Origin of the sequence: Acinetobacter bouvetii DSM 14964 = CIP 107468, from assembly GCF_000368865.1 — a bacterium.
GTDB lineage: Bacteria > Pseudomonadota > Gammaproteobacteria > Pseudomonadales > Moraxellaceae > Acinetobacter > Acinetobacter bouvetii.
On record NZ_KB849727.1, the window covers coordinates 273973 to 293490 of the forward strand.

22 protein-coding genes are annotated in these 19518 nt (G+C 42.4%); 11 read left to right on the forward strand and 11 right to left on the reverse strand.

What is annotated here, in order from left to right; all coding sequences use genetic code 11:
- The first annotated feature begins 8 nt into the window (after positions 1-8).
- From tssA to F941_RS08285, 5 genes are all read left to right on the forward strand, one after another.
- Positions 9-1133: a type VI secretion system protein TssA gene (tssA, locus tag F941_RS08265; protein ID WP_005010025.1), complete on the forward strand. Its 1125-nt coding sequence runs from the start codon at positions 9-11 to the stop codon at positions 1131-1133.
- Between the two features lie 5 nt (positions 1134-1138).
- Positions 1139-2503, forward strand: coding sequence for a type VI secretion system baseplate subunit TssK (tssK, locus tag F941_RS08270; RefSeq protein WP_005010028.1), 1365 nt, complete (start codon positions 1139-1141; stop codon positions 2501-2503).
- A gap of 6 nt (positions 2504-2509) precedes the next feature.
- Positions 2510-3316 carry a type IVB secretion system protein IcmH/DotU gene (gene icmH / locus F941_RS08275; protein WP_005010030.1) on the forward strand — a complete coding sequence of 269 codons (807 nt, stop codon included), beginning with the start codon at positions 2510-2512 and terminating at the stop codon, positions 3314-3316.
- Between the two features lie 177 nt (positions 3317-3493).
- On the forward strand, positions 3494-3943 hold the full coding sequence (locus F941_RS08280; protein ID WP_228128314.1) for a hypothetical protein: 450 nt from the start codon (positions 3494-3496) through the stop codon (positions 3941-3943).
- Positions 3940-4917, forward strand: a complete 978-nt coding sequence (locus F941_RS08285; protein ID WP_005010037.1) for a M15 family metallopeptidase — start codon at positions 3940-3942, stop codon at positions 4915-4917. The genes F941_RS08280 and F941_RS08285 overlap by 4 nt, the downstream gene beginning before the upstream one ends.
- 27 nt (positions 4918-4944) lie before the next feature.
- On the opposite strand, the gene F941_RS08290 is transcribed toward F941_RS08285, so the two are convergent.
- From F941_RS08290 to F941_RS08325, 8 genes are all read right to left on the reverse strand, one after another.
- Complete coding sequence (locus F941_RS08290) at positions 4945-5709, reverse strand: alpha/beta fold hydrolase (protein WP_005010048.1); 765 nt, start codon at positions 5707-5709, stop codon at positions 4945-4947.
- Positions 5710-5856: 147 nt separating this feature from the next.
- Entirely contained in the window at positions 5857-6729 is an 873-nt protein-coding gene (locus tag F941_RS08295; protein WP_005010052.1) for an MBL fold metallo-hydrolase, read from the reverse strand.
- Positions 6729-7151, reverse strand: a complete 423-nt coding sequence (locus F941_RS08300; RefSeq protein ID WP_005010053.1) for a DUF6691 family protein — start codon at positions 7149-7151, stop codon at positions 6729-6731. The genes F941_RS08295 and F941_RS08300 overlap by 1 nt, the downstream gene beginning before the upstream one ends.
- The gene (locus F941_RS08305) at positions 7148-7567 is read right to left on the reverse strand and encodes a YeeE/YedE family protein (protein WP_005010054.1); all 420 of its coding nucleotides are present in this window, start codon (positions 7565-7567) and stop codon (positions 7148-7150) included. The genes F941_RS08300 and F941_RS08305 overlap by 4 nt, the downstream gene beginning before the upstream one ends.
- Before the next feature lie 328 nt (positions 7568-7895).
- Positions 7896-8624, reverse strand: a complete 729-nt coding sequence (locus F941_RS08310) for an ATPase (protein ID WP_018572534.1) — start codon at positions 8622-8624, stop codon at positions 7896-7898.
- Between the two features lie 41 nt (positions 8625-8665).
- The gene (locus F941_RS08315; protein WP_005010070.1) at positions 8666-8911 is read right to left on the reverse strand and encodes a hypothetical protein; all 246 of its coding nucleotides are present in this window, start codon (positions 8909-8911) and stop codon (positions 8666-8668) included.
- 368 nt (positions 8912-9279) lie between these two features.
- Positions 9280-9642, reverse strand: a complete 363-nt coding sequence (locus tag F941_RS08320) for a hypothetical protein (RefSeq protein WP_005010071.1) — start codon at positions 9640-9642, stop codon at positions 9280-9282.
- A complete protein-coding gene (locus tag F941_RS08325; RefSeq protein ID WP_005010072.1) occupies positions 9632-9973 on the reverse strand; it encodes an immunity protein Imm33 domain-containing protein in 342 nt (113 codons plus the stop codon). Before F941_RS08325 ends, F941_RS08320 begins: the two co-directional genes overlap by 11 nt.
- A 241-nt stretch (positions 9974-10214) precedes the next feature.
- On the opposite strand from F941_RS08325, the gene F941_RS08330 reads away from it, so the two are divergent.
- The gene (locus F941_RS08330; protein ID WP_005010073.1) at positions 10215-10811 is read left to right on the forward strand and encodes a LexA family protein; all 597 of its coding nucleotides are present in this window, start codon (positions 10215-10217) and stop codon (positions 10809-10811) included.
- Between the two features lie 112 nt (positions 10812-10923).
- Here F941_RS08330 and F941_RS08335 read toward each other — a convergent pair whose 3' ends face one another.
- Positions 10924-11409: a hypothetical protein gene (locus F941_RS08335; RefSeq protein ID WP_005010079.1), complete on the reverse strand. Its 486-nt coding sequence runs from the start codon at positions 11407-11409 to the stop codon at positions 10924-10926.
- A gap of 377 nt (positions 11410-11786) precedes the next feature.
- Between F941_RS08335 and F941_RS08340 the strand changes: the two genes are divergently transcribed.
- The 4 genes from F941_RS08340 to accC all read left to right on the forward strand — a co-directional run bounded on the left by F941_RS08340 (position 11787) and on the right by accC (position 15610).
- A complete protein-coding gene (locus F941_RS08340; protein ID WP_005010081.1) occupies positions 11787-13073 on the forward strand; it encodes a Y-family DNA polymerase in 1287 nt (428 codons plus the stop codon).
- Between the two features lie 261 nt (positions 13074-13334).
- A complete protein-coding gene (gene aroQ / locus F941_RS08345) occupies positions 13335-13790 on the forward strand; it encodes a type II 3-dehydroquinate dehydratase (RefSeq protein ID WP_005010082.1) in 456 nt (151 codons plus the stop codon).
- 18 nt (positions 13791-13808) lie between these two features.
- Complete coding sequence (accB, locus tag F941_RS08350; protein ID WP_005010083.1) at positions 13809-14228, forward strand: acetyl-CoA carboxylase biotin carboxyl carrier protein; 420 nt, start codon at positions 13809-13811, stop codon at positions 14226-14228.
- A 17-nt stretch (positions 14229-14245) separates the two neighbouring features.
- Complete coding sequence (gene accC, locus F941_RS08355) at positions 14246-15610, forward strand: acetyl-CoA carboxylase biotin carboxylase subunit (protein ID WP_005010084.1); 1365 nt, start codon at positions 14246-14248, stop codon at positions 15608-15610.
- Positions 15611-15671: 61 nt separating this feature from the next.
- Here the strand turns inward: accC and F941_RS08360 are convergent, their stop codons facing one another.
- Positions 15672-16160: a hypothetical protein gene (locus F941_RS08360; protein WP_005010086.1), complete on the reverse strand. Its 489-nt coding sequence runs from the start codon at positions 16158-16160 to the stop codon at positions 15672-15674.
- 301 nt (positions 16161-16461) lie between these two features.
- On the opposite strand from F941_RS08360, the gene F941_RS08365 reads away from it, so the two are divergent.
- A complete protein-coding gene (locus F941_RS08365) occupies positions 16462-17889 on the forward strand; it encodes a GGDEF domain-containing protein (RefSeq protein ID WP_005010087.1) in 1428 nt (475 codons plus the stop codon).
- Here the strand turns inward: F941_RS08365 and F941_RS08370 are convergent.
- A complete protein-coding gene (locus tag F941_RS08370; RefSeq protein WP_005010088.1) occupies positions 17852-19009 on the reverse strand; it encodes an MFS transporter in 1158 nt (385 codons plus the stop codon). The genes F941_RS08365 and F941_RS08370 overlap by 38 nt on opposite strands.
- Positions 19010-19518: the final 509 nt, after the last annotated feature.

Consider the following 19518-nt stretch of genomic DNA (forward strand, 5'->3'; position numbering starts at 1 on the left):
GGCAGAATATGAGTTTAGAACTCGACCATTTATTGCAGCCCATTTCAGAGAGCCGCCCCTGCGGCATAGATTGCTCTTTTTCCAATGAGTTTCATGCGATTAAAAAAGCGAAAACTCAAGATGACCCTTTACTCGAACAAGGCGACTGGATTTCTGAGCCAAAGCAGGCCGATTGGGCTTTTATTCATGCCAAATCAACAGAATTATTGACCGAGAAAACCAAAGATCTCCGCCTGTTGACCTGGCTTTTGGAAGCGTGGCCCCATCTGTATGGCTTTGATGGCATTGCCAAAGCGCTTGAACTGACGCATCGGAGCTTGAATGCGTATTGGGACCTATTGCATCCTGAAATTGAAGAAAATGATTTAGATCAGCGTATCGGCTTGCTTCAAGGATTTATCAATCTGCTGCCGGCTTTATTGAAAGGCATTCCTGTTGTCAGCACGCCAGCAGCATATACCCTTTCAGATTATGACAGTATGCGGCATCAGCAAAATCAAAGACTGAAAATGAATGCTAAGGATGGTCTCAATGAAGAAACTGCAAATTATCTAGAGCAATTTGAGCAGGCTTTGTTCAATACTTCTAAATCGGTTCAATATCAGAATTTTCAGCAGTTTTTGGACATTATCAGTCAATGGCAGCTGCTGAAAGAGACGTTGGACAGCTTAATGGGGCTAGATGCGCCAAGTTTTGCATCCATCGATTCTCAAATTGAAACAATCCATATGACTATAAAGAAAATTTATAAAGCGGATGCTTTTTACAGTTCATCTGCTGAATCTGCCAACACAGCACCGGAGCCAGTGAATCATGCTGAATTTTCTGCAAATCACACTGTCCAGCATATGAATCATCAGCAGTCCTTTCAGCCGCAGCTGCAAAATCATTTGGCAAACCGTGCACAGGCCATGCTCGTGCTGCAGGAAATTGCAGACTATTTTCAAGCCAATGAACCGCACAGCCCTGTGAGCTATCTGCTGCAAAAAACCATTAAGTGGAGCCATATGCCGCTGCATGAATGGCTGGCTCAGGTTTTAAAAAATGAAAAGCCTTTAGAAAGCGTACATGAACTTTTGGGTGTGCAGGCAAATACCCATGACTCAAATAATGAAACAGACAGTAATTGGTAATTGAAATGTTTAAAGCAGAGAAAATATTATGGGGCGAAGGCCTATTCTTGCGTCCGCAGCATTTTCAGCTGCAGGATGCCTATCATGAACAGCGGTTAAACCAAACGGTTCGCGCAACTATTCCTTTTGCTTACGGCATCCGGTCTTTTCAATTTGATGAATCTCAGCTTGACACCCATATTTTAGCTTTAAGCCAAATCGAAATGATTTGGCAAGATGGGGAAATTTACCAAGCGCCAGCCCAAGATTTGCTGCCTGAGCCGATTATGCTGGATGTGCTGAACCTAAAAGGCGAAATGCATATTTACTTAGCTTTACCTATCTTGCAGCCAAATAGAAAGAACGTCAGCTTTGAGTCTGAAAATAGCCAATCCAGCAGATATCATTCACATTTAATTGAAACGCATGATTTATTTACCGATGCGAGCAGCGCTGAAATTACAATGCTGCGGCGCCGTGCTGAATTCAAGCTTTTTGAACTGAATCATGAGCCGCATCAGCTGGATGGCTTTTTGTATCTGCCTATTGGACGGATTAAGCGCCAAAGTTCAGGCAGTTTTGTACTGGATACCAAATTTATTCCGCCTATCCTGCATATCGAATCCAGCGAGTCGCTCATTTCCAGCCTGAAACGCACATTAAATGTCATTAAAGCTAAGATTAAAGCCATTCAGGCAAACAATCGAGAAAACGAGCAGAAACTGATTGAATTTCGCTCAGGTGATATCGTTTCTTTTTGGCTGGTGAATGCCCTGAATACAGCCCATGCGGCCTTAAACCATTTACTGCAGTATCCGCATATTCATCCTGAACGGCTTTTTTTTGAATTGCTCCGTTTGAGCGGTTCTTTACTGACCTTTTCAACCGCCTATGAAGTAGATCAATTGCCGCAGTATCAGCATGATCACTTAGAAGAAAGCTTCAGCAGTTTAGACCTGATTCTACGTGATTTGCTGGATACCATTATTTCCAACCGCTACATCAGCATTGCCTTAAAAGAAGCTCGCCCATCCTATTGGATTGGCAGTTTGGAATCAGACAAAATCACCCGCGATACCCGTTTTTATCTGGCAGTTTCCAGCGGTGTAATGCCGGCACATGATCTCATTTCCTATGTTCCATTGCGTTTTAAAGTCGGCAATACCGTTGATGTTGAACAGCGTGTTGTTGCCGCGCTGCCTGCCATTCCATTACAGCATTTAATGCAAGTGCCGACGGCAATTCCCGTCCGATCCGGGGTCAGCTATTTTGAGATAGAGCCAAACAATGATCTGTACCAGCGGATGCTGGATTCAGAAACTATCTGTGTCTATATTCCGAGCGGCTTCCAAGATATTTCAATTGAATTAATTGCAGCCATGAATGGGTAATTTACGATGAATATACAGAATAATGCACCTTCATTGTTTGATGACGGCCACATTGGCATCGGGATGGCCCCCGCTGCGATTGAAACAAAAATAGCCAGCACAGCCAATCTGGTCGATTTAATGCATGACGGTTTTTATATTGTTTTTTTGCTAAAAAATCAGTATGTGCCATCCAATGCTGACAGTTTCCGAGACAAAATTTTAACTTTGCTGCACCGTTTTGAAAGTCAGGCGCGCAAATTGCAATTCAGCAATGAGGATATTCAGGATGCTAAATATGCATATTGCGCCTTATTGGATGAAACTATTGTAACGCAGCAGAATGCCCGTTTTTTTGACTTGCAGAACAACTGGATGATGTGCCCTTTGCAGCTGAGCTTATTCGGTTCACAGCTTGCAGGATACCGTTTTTTTGAAAAAATGGATGAGATACGCAGTAAAGGAAAAGAGCGTCTGGCCGCGCTTGAAGCCTATCACTATTGCATGCTGTTAGGATTTCATGGCAAATACCGCTTAGAGTCGATTGAAAGCCTAAATCTCCTTGCTTCACGTGTAGGTGATGAAATTGACTATTTGAAAGGCAAAAAAGCTTCATTCTCACCATTTGCCGCGCTGCCCGATCAAATCAAGCATATTATTCACCGTGAACTGCCATTTTTCTGGATTCTAATTTTTTGGCTGATTTTTGCATTCAGCTCTTTTGCCGCGCTGCATTTTATGCTTTCCAGCCAAGGGAATCAGTCTTTTGCAAAGTTCCAAAATGTGATTACAGCGCCAGCAGAACCAGCTTATATCATCATTCATTTACCATAAGAACAATATAAAATGGCAAACGAGAAAAAAAATAATCTACGCATACTGCAGTCTACTCAAAAGAAACCGCTTCATCCTGCTATTTATGCTGTTTGCGGCTTCTTTGCCGGCATGGCTCTTATTAGCGCCACGGGGCTGATGTTTATAAATTTTAATCATAAAACCAATGATGCGCTTATGTCTCAGGAAAACTTTCCGCAAGAAGAACCAATCACTCAGCGTCATCCCTCTATTTCTTCACAAAGTCATAAACTTGCACAAGAAAATCCGCATTCAGATGAAGCTGGAGAAGAAGAAACTAGCCAAACTTATGACGGTGATTTACTGAATGCATTTAAGCATGAAAAACCCGCAGTTCAGCATCATTCCCCCTTTGCACAAGCAAAGCTTCACCCGCCTCAGGCCGCTAAAGCTGTTCAGAAAGTGAAGCCGGCAATAAAATCCAATGCTTTACCCGCAGTAAAAAGCAAGTTGATGGCAAAAGCACCGCCGCCAGAAAAAAATACACCGGCACCCGCAAAGCAAGCGGTATCCAGTGACCCCGAAATTCCCAGCCCTCGCGGCTCGCTTCAAATGACAGTAACAAAAACACTTTCGCCGGTGAAAGAGCAAGCAGCAGCGCAATGATTGCTCTTATCGCCTGCAGTTTTTTTATGCTGACCTTTACCATGGCGCTATTGATATCTTACGAATTCAGGCATTGGCTTTTTCAAGCCTTTAGCAATGTCTTTTTAGCCAGCAAAAATAAACTGTTTAATGCAAAAAAAATTGCACATCAGCTGAATGCAGCCGCATCGCCAGACCAAATTCAGTCTCACTGGCATTTGCAGCAATGGTGGATTTTAATAGCAGGACTCTTTTTGTTTTCCAGTATTTTACTGTATGCATTTACTCGGCCCATTACCGCTTCTACCATTGAAGCCGACTATTTAAAGGAAGCAGATCCGCAAATCTATGCCATGCTGGATGGTCAAATGCTGGACATTCCGCCAGAAGTTGATGATGCCTTGGTGCAAGAAGCTGTAAATAATGCGATTGCATTAGAAAATAGCACTGCTGTTATTTCAGCATCTCAGATTGCCCCATCTGCTGCAATGAATCCAGCTGATGAAAACCTATTTGAATATCATCATACAGATTTTGCCTCTGCCGACCGCAAGTGGAATAAAATTAATCCACGCTATAAGCAGCGGCTGCTGATGGTCTTTAAAATTATGCGGGAACAGCATGGCTACGACATGGTTCTTTTAGAAGGTTACCGCAGCCCCGACCGTCAGAATTCACTCGCATTGAATATCAACACCACACGCGCACGCGGATATCAAAGCTATCATCAATTTGGCTTAGCCGCAGATGCCGCATTTAAACGCAATGGAAAAGTGGTTATTTCAGAGCGGGATCCTTGGGCGATGCGCGGTTATCAATTGTATGGACAAGTCGCAGAATCCGTTGGCTTGACTTGGGGCGGACGCTGGAAATCCATTCAAGATTATGGACACACGGAATACCGTATGCCTGGCTTAAAGAAAACTAGGGAAATGGCCGAGCAGCTGACATCAGAAGGTCAGCTGCAGGCCAGCAGCTTTTCAACTGCGCCGTAAACAGATAATTTAAGTAATTAATCCTTTTCAGTTATTTATATACCGCTGCAGCTGATCCAGAACTTCTGCCGTTTTTTCCGCATGCAGCCAATGCCCTGCACCTTCAATACCTTTAACTTCCGCCAAAGGAAATTGACGCGCAATTGCATCCAGATATTCAGCTTTTCCGATATACGGAGATGCTATTCCGCGTAAAAATAATGCGGGTTTTGACCACGAAGACTGTTCGTTCCAGCTTAAAATATCGGCATAATGCGCATATAAAGCGGGAACATTAAACAGCCATTTGCCTTTAGAAAAAGATTTCAATAAAAACTGAATGACCATGTCTTCAGATACAAACTGTTTCATGATTTCAATGGCTTGATGGCGTGTCTGAATGTCAGCCCGCTCTACTGCGAAAAGTGCTTTAAAAATTTGTTCATGGTGGTTCTGCTGATAGGCAAATGGCGCAATATCCAAAACGGCTAAATGCGCAATACGGTCAGGATCAAAACTGGCGGTGCGCATGGCAATTTTACCGCCCATTGAATGACCGACTAAGCTGACCCGCTGCAGGCCAGCTGCATTGATTGTTTCAATCACGTCCTGCGCCATCAGGTCATAGTTCATTTCTGAAGAATGTCCTGAGTTTCCATGATTGCGCACATCCAGCTGAATGACCGTATGAGTTTGCATAAATGCGCGCGCCAGCATGCCAAGGTTGCTTAAGCTGCCAAATAAGCCGTGAATGAATACGATGGGATTTTTTTCTGAAACTGTATTTTGATGCAGTTCATAATTAAGAATCATACTGGTTTTGGGTACTTTTAAAGATGATTTATGATGATTCTAAGATGGAATTTAATCAATTGCCTTTTTATTTAATTTATAAATTTGCTTAGGCTATTTTTATGGGATGGCAAAAGCTCAATCATATGGACTCAGCTTTTGCTTATTTTATGAATGAAAATAGTTGAGCGGCAGCTTCAAATAAGCGATGCCATTTCCTTCAGGTCTTGGCATACGGCCTGCATCCATATTAATTTGAATCGCTGGCAATATTAATTTTGGCATGCTTAAGGACGCGTCACGGCGGTTGCGCATTTCGATGAATTCTTGCTTTTGAATGCCTTCATGAATATGAATATTGCCTTGTTTTTGCGCCTGAATAGTTGTTTCACAATGGAATTCTTTCCGCCCTTCCGGCAAATAATCATGGCATAAAAATACTCTCATTTGCTCTGGCAGCGTATACAGCTGATGTACGGAATCGAATAAAACCGATGCGCTCCCCTTGGGAAAGTCACATCGTGCAGTCCCATAATCAGGCATAAATAAAGTATCTCCGACAAATACGGCGTCACCAATCACATAGCTTAGGCATGCGGGCGTATGTCCTGGTGTTGGCATGTTATAAGCCTCCATCCCGCCTATTTTAAAAGCTTCATGATCTTCAAATAGATGATCAAAAATCTGATTTGAATTAAAGTACTTCATGTCGAAATTATAAATAGCGCTAAACGTCTGCTGCACCAATGCAATATTATGGCTGATGGCAGTCTTCCCGCCTGTTTGCGCTTTGATATATTGAGCAGCAGTTAAATGATCAGCATGCACATGCGTTTCTAAAATCCATTCTACGCTTAGGCTATTTTTCTGAATAAATGCCAGTATTTGCTCGGCCTGTTCAGTTGAAGTTGTTGCCGATGCGGCATCATAGCCCAGCACACTATCGATTACGGCGCATTTCCGAGTTTCCGGATCTGTCACTACATAGCTGTAGGTATTGCTCTTGTCATCAAAAAAGGCTTGTACCCAAGGCTTTGCCATTATTTACGTCCTCCAGCCCAAATGCGGTGTAGCCAAACGCCAGCAAACATGGCACCGATAAAATACAGCGCCTGATAATGACCTAAGCCAATTAACGTAAAACTTGGCGCAGGACAGATTCCAGCGATGCCCCATCCAATACCAAATAAGCAGCTGCCTGCAATCAGCTTAGCATCTAAATGGGTGTTTTGAGGCAATTCAATATTTTCGCCATAGACTGTTTTTATTTCAGGATGCCGTACAGCGCGCTGAAATGGAATAAATGCCACACAGATTGCACCAGCCATCACAAAGGCCAAGCTGGGGTCCCATTGGCCAGCAATATCTAAAAAGTTCAAAACTTTTTCAGGATTCGCCATGCCGGACACCATCAGACCTACGGCAAATAAGCCGCCGAATAGAAATGCCAGAAAATTTCTCATGCTGAAACTCCAAGTACATGGCGCATCACAAAAACAGTCATCATGCCTGCCGCCATAAATACGGCTGTTGCAACCCAAGAGCGTTTAGAAAGCCGGCTGATCCCGCAAATGCCGTGACCGCTGGTGCAGCCAGACCCTAAGCGCGTGCCAAAACCAACCAGCACGCCTGCAATGATCATCATCCATGGGCTAGCGTTGAGGGTAATTTCTGGCTGCACAAAAAATTCATAGATAAACGGCACAGTAAACAGTCCCAATAAGAACCAGACTGCTGGACGCTGCATCAACTGGCCAACATTAAACAGCTGCCCAATTAAACCGCTGATTCCAGCAATTCGCCCATGCACATATAAGTATCCCACTGCAGATGCACCCAATAGCGTGCCACCTATAAAGGCTAAAATGAAATCATGCACAGCCCACTTCCCATAAAACAATATATGTTTTTATAATATGTTATCTTCAGCTTAATTCAAGCATTTTTTCTTTTTTATTTATCGCTTTTTAGCTTACTCACTATCCATATCCGTACAAAAAAACGCTGCCATCTCTTTCAAATACAGCATTAACATGCTGAAAAATCAGATACGGACAGCGCCTTAAAAGAAAGATTATTTAAATAAACTAATTATTTAAAAATTAGCCTGAATAAAAGCCCGAAGATTTTTAGACTTTTACTTTTTCCATTAAGATTTACTTAAGTATTAAAATTTTAATTAACCTTCTCTATCCTTGATCGCGAGTCTAGGCTTCAAAATCTTTCAAAACTTTTTCTGCAAACCATTTAGGAAGAATTTTTAGGCTTTGATTCATCTTGAGAATTTCTGCAGATTCGATCTCTGCAATAAAGGATGCAATCTGACCATCTGCAGAATTATCAAAAATATAAGTACGGTCTGCAGCTTCTACAGCCTGCATCAGCAAGTCCATACTGCGCTGGTAGCGTTCTATAATTTTCTGTTCAGGAACGCCATGTCCGCCTGTTTGAACTCGGTATTTTACGCGGGCAATATTGATCATCGGGTCAACGGTAGACACAAAATACAAATACGTCCGGTAACCTTTACGCTTGGCTTCTTGTAAAAACTCAACTTTAGAAATATGCGACATCACCGTTTCAAAGGTAAAACTGACCTTCAAATCCAAAAATGTCAGCCGGATATAGTCAATAATTCTGGCGCAGAGATAGGAATCGATTTCACTGGCATCAAACTGAATGTTCCATTCATCCAGCATAACAGGTTCTTTAGAAAGCAGCGGCTTATATTCACCTGCTTTCGGACGCTTTTTCTGCTTTAAAAAATCCAGCAGGGAAAGCGCTTTCAATGAGGGATGGTAAGCCATTAAATCAATGCGCTGCGTTTGGTGAAGCTGCTGTTCCAGCTCATCCGCATTTAAATATGCCCCAATATGATGGGGCAATAAATATTCTTTTACAGTGCTTTTTCCGGAACCATTTGGGCCCGCAAACATCCTGATGCGAGGCTGTCGAGGCATACGCTATATTGTTCTCTCTAATTTTTTTTCCGCTTAAGCACCTTAGGCAAATGATCCGCAGCGACATAAGCTTGTGACAAATCCTTTACAGCTGTTTCTTGCCCGTTCTGTGCACGGCGCATGAGTTGCTGATTCTTAGCATATACCACTTCAGATGATGCGCACGCGCGCTCAAAAGCATGGCGGAATGCATGTATTGCAAGTTTAGGGATCATATCATCCTCATACTTGCCTGCTTTGATGACTGAAGTATAAGCTGTCATTCAACAACTCCTGAAATTAAACACATGGTGCTGGTATCATCTTAGCATACTGGCTTAATTTGTCTATTTCTTCAACAGCATGCTTAGATCAAAAACATCAGCAACCCTGCTATTAGATTATGCTTCGATATAGCCATGAAATTTAACTCAACACAGCTGAAATTACAGCGCAGGCTTATTATTCGAGCAAAAAAAAGCCACTTTTCAGTGGCTACCAAGGAACGACATTAACCTGATGTATTAAAGAAAAAATGCTCAGCCAGGGATACCGGACTATTTTCTCTAACAATAACCATATTAATGCGAACCACTTATCATTTCTCTCCAAATTCTTGTCATTTCCTGACAATTTGAATTTTCAAAAGGATTTATTGCTTAATTTTTCCCGCACAAAATACTTCTGCTGTCATGCCTGAACCGCCTAAACGCGCTTTTTGCTTGTCTAAAAAGCTTTGCGATGCCATCAGCATAATCGAAGCCATTTCTAAATTGGCATTGTCTTTCGATAATTTTGCAATCTGCTCATAAGCATTCAAGCGGTCGCAAAAAGCTTGGCTTTGCTGGTTAGCATCCGCTTTAGAATTCGGTTCATCTAAAACAGCTTTTGTTTGCTGAATGATCTGCATGTGGTGCTGAATTTGCTGATCATAATCTGTCTGCGTCAGCACTTCTGCATGAGCAAGGCTCATCATCACGCTGCAGAAGAGGAAAACGCTCCGCTTAAGCTTCATCGCCTTCTTTCCAAACATCTTCATAATCATCCGCATCAATCATAAAACGGTAGCCTGTATCCAGCGCTAAATATGGAAGTGCATCGGGAAATTCTTTTTCCAATTCTTTTACGCTGATAATTTCAAAGAACTCTTCACCATCGCCCAGCTCACCGCCATAAATAAACCAAGACACTTTATTTTCATCCGGCAATTTACGCAAACCGACAATCGGCTCTTTCTTTAAGGTTTGCAGCGCAATGGCAACAACATCCGTTTCTTTAACAGGCAGATATGCAGAGCCAAATTCTTCGCATACCAGTTTTTGTTCTTCAATCAGCTCTTTATCCATAGTTTTCAGGCTTTCATCTTTGCTTTGAAAAATGCATTGTATCCGATCAATATGTCAGATAGTTATTTTCGGTGTGAAAACAGACGCTATTTTTCACTCAGCAGAATCAATCTCTGCCTGCAGCTGGATGATATTCAGCGAATAGAACATAAAGCGCTTTCTATACACTGTGTATTCTGCTAAATTTTGAAAAAGTAACAATTTCAAAAAATACCCCTCCCATTTACTACAGAGCAATTTAATGAAAGATTCTACACAGGAAAATCGGGGCGGAAAACGCACAAATGCAGGGCGCAAAGCTCACTATCAGGAAAAAACGGTGGTGATGCGCGTACCTGAGTCTAAAGTTATTGCCATCAAAGAATGGCTCAAGCCTGTGCCTGCCGATGACCGCAGTCCTCAAGCCGAATTCATGCCGATTCAATTCCGCACGGCGCTGCAAATTCCATCACCTTTGGAGTCGGTAGCGGCCGGCTTTCCCTCTCCGGCTCAGGACTATGCGGAAGAATCAATCGACCTGAATGAATATCTGGTACATAACCCCGCAACGACTTTTGTATTGCGGGTCAATTCATTTTCCATGAAGAATGCCGGCATTGATGCGGAAGATAAAATCCTAATTGACCGCAGTTTGACGGCCGAGCATGGCGATATTGTTTTAGCGCTGATTAATAATGAGTTTACGGTAAAGCGATTAATGAAAGAAAAACAGGATGATGGCTCAGAGAATATATGGCTTAAGGCCGAAAACCCTGAATACCCAGATATCCACTTTCAAAGTGAAGAGCAGTTTCTGGTTTGGGGTGTAGTCACCTGCGTGCTGAAAAAACTGCGCTAAACTTTCAGTGGCTATGCATATACACGCCTAAATCTGAGCCGCAATAAAAAAGCACCAGATATTCTGGCGCTTAAATCACGCTATTTGAGTCAAAATATAAATAAGCTATAGCTTATGACGCTGAATATACTTGCTTAAACTGCTGAAAAAGCAATGATTCTTGACCATTTTTCAGCACATAGCGGGTAATGGTGCCTTTGTCTGTTTCCAAACTCATGGTAATAGACTGATCTTGTTTTTGACCTTTCACTTTTAAATCAGCCATCAGCTTAACTGGAACAGTCACTTCAGCGCGTGAACGGTACATGCCGAGAATCATTTCCTGTTCTGTCGCAGCAACTGGGTCAAAGCCTAATGTTTTCTGACCATTGCTGAAGCTGACATGCTTGATTGCATAGTAATGGCTGACGCTATTCAGGCTGATTTTCATATCCAGAACATCTTTTTTCTGCTCATTCCAGCTCACCAGCACTGCAGGGCATATTTCATTCGCTTCACACAGAAGCAGCCCGCGGGTTCCTACATTTTCACTTTCTGGAAGCGCTGCGCAGCCAGATATCAGCATTGCGCTAAGGGCTAAGCCCATTATCTTTTTCATCTTACCCTCTTATACGATGTAATCTGTTTGCGTTCTCATGAACTGTTCTTTAACGCTTCTTTCAGTGTTTACTATACCGTGATCCGAAGAAAAATCATTATTTTACACAGCAGCAGCCGGAATTTATTGCTTCCCCCTTTTGACATGCCTGTTTTTTCGACAGATTTAACATCCCCTGCCAGCAGAATGAATGCTGTTTCCCGCCTTTTAATAAAGCGGATATGTACCCACTCACTTAAATATCCCACCTGCAATTCAAGGCACAATATTCACAGAATTTTCACCTTTCATCTGATTTCTTACAGACTGTTTGATCTCAGATAAAAATCCATTTAAGCTTTATTTTGAATTTGTAACTTTTTCAAAACTACTGCAATATGTCTGACGAAATTTTCGCTTTAATTGACATCAACAACTGCTATGTCAGCTGTGAGCGGGTTTTCAACCCTTCACTCAATGGAAAGCCTGTCGTCGTTTTATCCAATAATGACGGCTGTGTAGTGTCGCGCAGCAATGAAGCCAAGGCGCTGAACATCGGCATGGCAATGCCTTGGCATGAGGTCAAAAAAGACGCATTACAGGCCGGTGTACAGGTTTTTTCCAGCAACTATGCGCTCTACGCAGATATGTCCCGCCGTTTTTTTATGATTTTGGAACAGCATTTCAACCCCGATGACTTAGAACCTTACTCTATCGATGAATGCTTTATCCGCTTAACCAGTTACAGCAGCCTTTTTGAACTGGAGCATTATTGCCGCGGACTAATCCAAACCATTCAGCAAGGGCTTGGGCTGCCCTGCTGCATCGGCATTGGCAGCAGTAAAACGCAAGCCAAACTTGCCAATCATTTTGCCAAGATGTATTCCGGATTTGAGTCAGTCTGCAACCTGACTGAAATGGATTTATGCAGTGTCGAAAGTTTAATGATGGAAACACCAGTATCTGAAATCTGGGGAATTGGACGTAAAATCAGCAAAAAACTCGACAGCTATAACATTCACAGCTGCTACGATTTAACTTTTGCCAATGAACACCACCTGGCGAAACAGTTTTCAGTCCTGATAGCCCGCACCATTCGTGAGCTAAAAGGTCAATCCTGCATTGCCTTAGATGCCCCCGGCATTCCATCTAAACAAATTCTTTCTTCGCGGAGTTTCGCTAAACCCTTAACAGATAAAGAGATCATTAAACAAGCAGTAATCTTTCACGTGGGCCGAGCGCACAGCAGGCTGTCCAAACAGCAGCAGCTTTGCGCTTCACTGCATGTGTCCCTCTACGAAAAAATCCCTTATCCGCCTTATAAAAAGAGTATTTCCCACGCAGTTGGCCTAGAGTATGCCACAGATGACCTGCTCATGATTAACCACGCATGCTTGCATCAAATTGATGTTTTATTTAAGGAAAATACCCAATATGTAAAGGTTGCCGTCATGTTTGGCGCATTGCATGAAAAAAAGCATCACATTTATGATCTATGGCAGCCATTAGCAAAAATTCAGCAGCGGGATCAACTGATGCATACTCTATTGAAAATGCGAAATAGATATGGTTCGGACTGCATTCAAACGGGATATTCCTCTGCAATGCAAACATGGAGAATGAAGCAAGAGCACCGTTCACCGCGGTATACAACCTGCTGGAAAGAACTTTTAAGTGTCGGATGACCTGCTTCCTTTACACAAATGATATGAACAGTTTTCGCCAATTCAGTTTACAATAAAAAAAAACAGATAATTCTAAAAAATGTAATCTTTTAACATTGCCAATTCTTTGCAAAGTTCTCATTATACTGTTCAATTCTGGCAGATGCTTTCTACGTCAATTCAAAGAAATTATAAAAGAAATGTGGAATTTCATGCCATAATAAGCAAACTTTGCAGATATCTTGCAAAGTATTTTTGCAACTTTCAATTGGAGCAAGCTGAATGAGTTCGACCATATTGGTCATTCACGGACCGAATCTAAATTTGCTGGGAAAGCGAGAACCAGAAGTTTATGGCTATCTCACCCTTGAGGATATAAATCAGCAGCTCATTGCACAAGCGCAAAATGCATCAATTTCACTCGATACGTTCCAGAGCAACTGGGAAGGTGCAATTGTCGACCGTATTCATCAAGCACAGATCGACGGCGTGCAATTCATCATTATTAATCCAGCAGCATTGACACACACTTCTGTGGCAGTCCGGGATGCCCTGCTGGGTGTAGCCATCCCGTTTATTGAAATTCACTTATCCAATGTGCATGCGCGCGAAGCATTCCGCCATCATTCATATTTGTCGGATAAAGCCGTTGGCGTAATTTGCGGTTTAGGTGCAAAAGGCTATGCAGCCGCACTTGACTATGCTATCGACAAAATCCAGCCATCTTTACAATCTTAAAATTAGGAATACTGTCTCATGGATATCCGTAAAATCAAGAAACTCATCGATTTGATGATTGAATCTGACTTACAGGCGATAGAAGTTAAAGAAGGCGACCAATCGATTGCTTTGACTCGTCGCAGTCCAGTTGTAGCGGCAGCAGTTCCTGCAATGCCCGCGCCTGCAGCTGCGGCAGCGCCTGCTGCCAAAACACCTCGCGGTGCAGTAGAAACTTCACCAATGGTGGGTGTGTTCTATGCTGCGCCAAGCCCAGGTGAAGCAACCTTTGTTAAAGTAGGTCAAACAGTTTCAGCTGGTGAAACACTTGGCATTATTGAAGCAATGAAAATCATGAACCCAATTGAAGCAACTCAAAGCGGTGTGGTTGAAGAAATTTTAGTGAAAAACGGTGATGTCATCCAATTCGGTCAACCATTGTTCCGCTACCGCGCCTAAGACCTCGGGGAAAAATAATGTTGCAAAAAGTTTTAATTGCAAACCGTGGTGAAATCGCGCTGCGTATCACTCGGGCCTGCAAAACTTTAGGAATAAAAACCGTAGGGATTTATTCCGATGCAGATAAAGACCTGATGCATTTGCGCTTCTGCGATGAAGCCGTATGCATTGGACCTGGTGCAAGCAGCGAAAGCTATCTGAATATTCCTGCGATTATTACCGCAGCGGAAATCACAGGCGCAGACGCTATTCACCCCGGCTATGGCTTTTTATCTGAAAATGCGGAATTTGCTGAAATTGTAGAAAACTCAGGTTTTATCTTTATCGGCCCGCGCCCAGAACACATCCGCTTAATGGGGAATAAAGTTTCTGCCATTATTGCCATGAAAAAAGCCGGTGTCCCAACGGTTCCAGGCTGCGACCATGCTGTCACCATTCACAATGCCCTTGCTGAAGCAAAAGAAATCGGCTTCCCGCTGATTGTTAAAGCGGCATCAGGCGGCGGCGGACGCGGCATGCGGATTGTAGAACGTGTAGATACCCTGCTTGAATCTGTTCAAGCGGCGCAGCGTGATGCAGAAATGTGGTTTGGCGATGATACGGTCTATATGGAGCGTTTCCTGCAGAAGCCACGCCATGTTGAAGTTCAGGTTCTGGGTGACGGCAATGGCCATGCTATCCATCTTTTTGACCGTGACTGCTCTTTGCAGCGCCGCCATCAAAAAGTATTGGAAGAAGCTCCAGCTCCCGGTTTGCCGGAACAAGCGCGCGCAGATATTTTAGAAGCTTGCGTAAATGCATGTAAATTAATGCAATACCGCGGCGCAGGCACATTCGAATTTTTATTCGAAGATGGTGAATTCTTCTTTATTGAAATGAATACCCGTGTTCAGGTAGAGCATCCAGTCACTGAAATGGTGACAGGTGTAGATATTATTGAACAGCAGCTTCGCATTGCGGGCGGCCTTGGGCTGGATATTCAGCAAGAAGATGTGGTGTGTAAAGGCCATGCGATTGAATGCCGTATTAACGCAGAAGATCCAACCACCTTTATGCCATCACCGGGTAAAATCGAGCATTTTTACGCACCAGGCGGTGCAGGCATTCGCTTAGACTCTCATATTTATCAGGGCTACAGCATTCCACCGTACTACGACTCAATGATTGCCAAACTGATTGCTCACGGCAAAGACCGTGAAACATCAATTGCCCGCATGAAGCAAGCGCTGGAAGAGATGATCCTAACGGGTATTAAAACCAATATTCCGCTTCATAAAGATTTGATCTTAGAAGACAAAAACTTCACGAAACAAGCAATGGACATCCACTATCTGGAGAAGCATTTGCTGAAACAAGTTGAAGGCCATGAAGACAAAGCATAAGTCTGAATGAAATAAAAAACCGCTCAATGAGCGGTTTTTTATTTTTCAATTTTTAAATTAATTAAGGCAGTACCCGGCGCAGTGTTGCGAAGCACTGTTCTGCTTTTTCATTAGAACAGAAGCTAATTGTGCTGGGATTTTGCCACTGCACAAAATACTGTGAAATCTCACCCGTTTGATCAGACTGATTGCCAGAGCAGTCAACCTCGTTATTGTCATATTTCACTTGTAAAATAAGCGCAGGCAATTGCAGGCCTTGATCCTGTGAAGGCTGATAATCATATACGCCCGTTGACCATTCCGCACCGCTTTTAATCACAACCTCATTATTGCTTTTAAAATTATAATATTCTCGGCACTTGCGGTTATTGGGAATTTCCATCCCCCATAGGCCGACAATTTCTGGACGTGTCGTCACGCGGTAATTTGTTGCCGTACTTTCTTGAACCTGATCATCCGCAGTTTGATTTTGCGGTAATTTTTTATTGTCTGCAGCAATTGCGCCAGAAGCAAACAGCATAAGTAAAACTGTTAAATATGTTTTTTTCATACGTTTATTCAGTCATATAAACCATGTGCTATAAATTACCACATTTTTTTAAAAAACATTCATTTATCACCATTTTATAACAATCATTTTCAGGCAGCGCAGCCTCCCGCTGATTTAGATAATGCACTTCATTATTTTTCAAAAGAAACTTACAATTTCCATAATTTCTTCACATTCATCGGCAATTTATCGATTAAAATAATCCAGTTGATTAAACTTTAGTCTAAGAATACCAAAAGCTTAGGCTATTTTCAGGAAGAGATGCGTCTACTTGTATAACCCAGATTATTCATCCGTGCCCATGACCCAACAAGGCAAGGCATTTGCCATTATTGCAATCACCGTTTTTCTGTGCTGCCTTCTCGGGATTTTGACTCGCCCTCTTTCTTTCCTTGCCTTCTTTTGGCCGGCTAATGCTGCTTTATTGGCCATTTTTTTGCGCTTCCCGCAGCTGAATAATGCTGGGGGCTGGATTGGCGCATTTACCGCCTATATGACGGCAGACCTGCTGACTGGAAATGGTTTTGATCTGACTTTTTTTCTGTCTCTTTCAAACTTACTCAACGTCTCTGTCTCCTTATTTTTTATCAATTACTTTCAAATCAATTACCGCAATTATAATAAAGGTTTTACCTTTTTATATTTGTTTGCCATTTGCGCATTTGCCGGCTGTTTAGCTGGCGCCGCATTTGCCGTATTTACCATACCGCATGTGCCCAATACCTTTATGTCTGCCGACCGTTTTTGGATAGATTTTGGAATGTGGTGGACCGGCGAATTGGTTAATGCAATTTTAATTATCCCTTTAATTTTGTCCATGCCGACTCTGAGCGAACTTAAGCTTGCATTTCACGAAAGAAGACATAAGCAATATCCGCTCAGTCATATTTTTCCGCTCATTGCGATTTTTATTTGCGTGCTTATGACATATTTTCTAGCGGGTCCTGGAGCGCTTCTCTACCCGCTTGCCGCCTTAATTTGGGCGGCGCTGACGTATAGGCTATTTTCGGTAGCAGTCATTAACTTTGCAGTACTGCTGGCAACCTACCACAGCTTGAATCAATTCTATCTGTCAGAATCATCCAGCGCATATCTGTCCACGTCAATTTCCGTGCGGATTGGCTTATTCATGTTAAGTTTAGCGCCGCTGATCCTATGCATTATCAGTCAAAACCGTCATGAGCTGTTCAAGCAGGTTCTGTATTTAGCCAACCATGACAGCCTAACTCTCGCAATGACGCGCCGGTATTTTTTTCAGCAAAGTGAGCTGCTGATGCAAAATGCGAAGCGTCATCCATTTTCAATTATTATGCTGGATATTGATCATTTTAAAAATCTGAATGATCAGCATGGGCACTATGCTGGTGATCTCGTTCTGCAGCATTTCGCAAGAATTGTGCAGCACAATCTACGCAATAATGACTTGTTTGCCCGAATCGGGGGTGAAGAGTTTGTAATTTTTCTGCAAAACGTGCAATTGCAAGAAGCTCGTGCGATTGCAGAACGCATTCGCGCGATTACAGAGAACTCTCCAATTAGCATCCATAACAAGGCGCCACTGCACATTACTGTCAGTATCGGCATCATGCATCATAATTTTACAGAACAGAAAACCTTGCAGAATCTGATCAATAATGCCGACAATGCCCTGTATCAAGCTAAAAAACAGGGCCGTAATCAAGTTGCCAGCTTTAATTCACCTGTATTTTCTTCGGCAATCCAGCTGTAAAACATAAGCCTGCCAATGTGGAAGCGCCTGCCAGCAAAAAAACCACTTGACCTGAAAGCAGGCTCCAATAATGCCCCGCAAGCACACTGCCGCTTGCGACACCTAAGCCCCACATGGTGCTATATAAAGCTTGGCCTCGGCCTTGCTGCCCTGCAGAAAAATTTTGGAAAATAATACGCATTGCAATCATATGAAATAAACCAAAACTGAAAGCATGGATGGTTTGCCCAACAAACTGCCATGCAAATTCATGAGGATATAATCCCACAATAACCCAGCGGAACCCGGTTAGAATCAAGCATAAACATATCAATGCCCGCCATGAAAACCGGGTTAAAAATACATTGGCAAATGTAAACATGATAATTTCAGCAATGACCCCAACAGACCAAAGCATGCCGATCTGCCCCATTGAATAGCCCATTTGATGTAAATAATTGCTGTAAAAACTATAAAAAGGCGCATGTGAAAAAAGCAGCACAAATTCAATGATAAAAAAACAAGCCACGACAGGCCTTTTTAAAATGGGCCATAAAGGCTCCAGCTGTTTTTGTGAATGAGGCGCAGAAGTCGGTTCTTTAATGCAAAAAGACCATAGAAATGCCAATGACGCTATGCAAAGCAGCAGGATGGGCAGCCAGGAAATTTGAATAATTTCGAGCAGCGCGCCAATGCAAAATACACCCGCTATAAAACCAATTGATCCCCATTTTCTGACCTTGCCATAAAGCTCAGTACGTTTCTCACCCAGCCAAAATAAAGTCACTCCTTCAAATTGAGCTAAAATCGCATTTTGAAAAAAGCTGAAAATCAGCATCAAAAAGGCGATAGATTGAAAACTGTTTGGAATGACAAAAATCAATAGCCAAATACAGCATTCCATCCATGTTGCAAAGCGCACCAGCAGCATGCGCTTGCCTGATTTGTCAGCTATCCAGCCCCAAATGAACGGCGCAAAAAAACGGGTAATAATAGCAATTGAAGAAAGAATGCCGATTTCTTGATAGTTAAACCCTTGATCTTCTAAATACAAATTCCAAAATGGCATGAATGTGCCAACAATCGCGTAGTAGAAAAAATAGAATCCACCAAGCTTGGACTGGATTGGAAAGCATTGCATTTAACTATATTACCTTGTAAATACAATACCTTATGAACTTTTTAAAGTTGTACGGCAATGTAGTGAATTGGTGCTTTTAGGATTTGTACTGTATACAAATTTATTTTAATTAAATTATTTCAAAATTTGTATACTTATTCAAATTTAGGCGGTCCTCTATTTGGTATCGCTCATGTGGATTTGATGCCCAGCGCATCTATAATGAATACATGAATGTCATATCTGCAACGGTTGCAGAGTTCCCATCCTTCTAGAATTTCTTTAACAGGTTTATGGACCATTGAAAAAGGGAAAATATTGACAGTTATAATAGCTGACATTGTAGTTAGCCATCACACTATATTGCACAAATCAAATACTGCTTGAACAAAAATACAAGTTCAGAACAACAAGCCTTAGAGGAAAAGCATGCATCATTGTCTCGTTGAACTGTATTAGAAGATTATTTAAATTCAGAGAATATGAAATGAAGTAAAGCGCCACGGCGCTTTACTTATGCAAAATCCTGA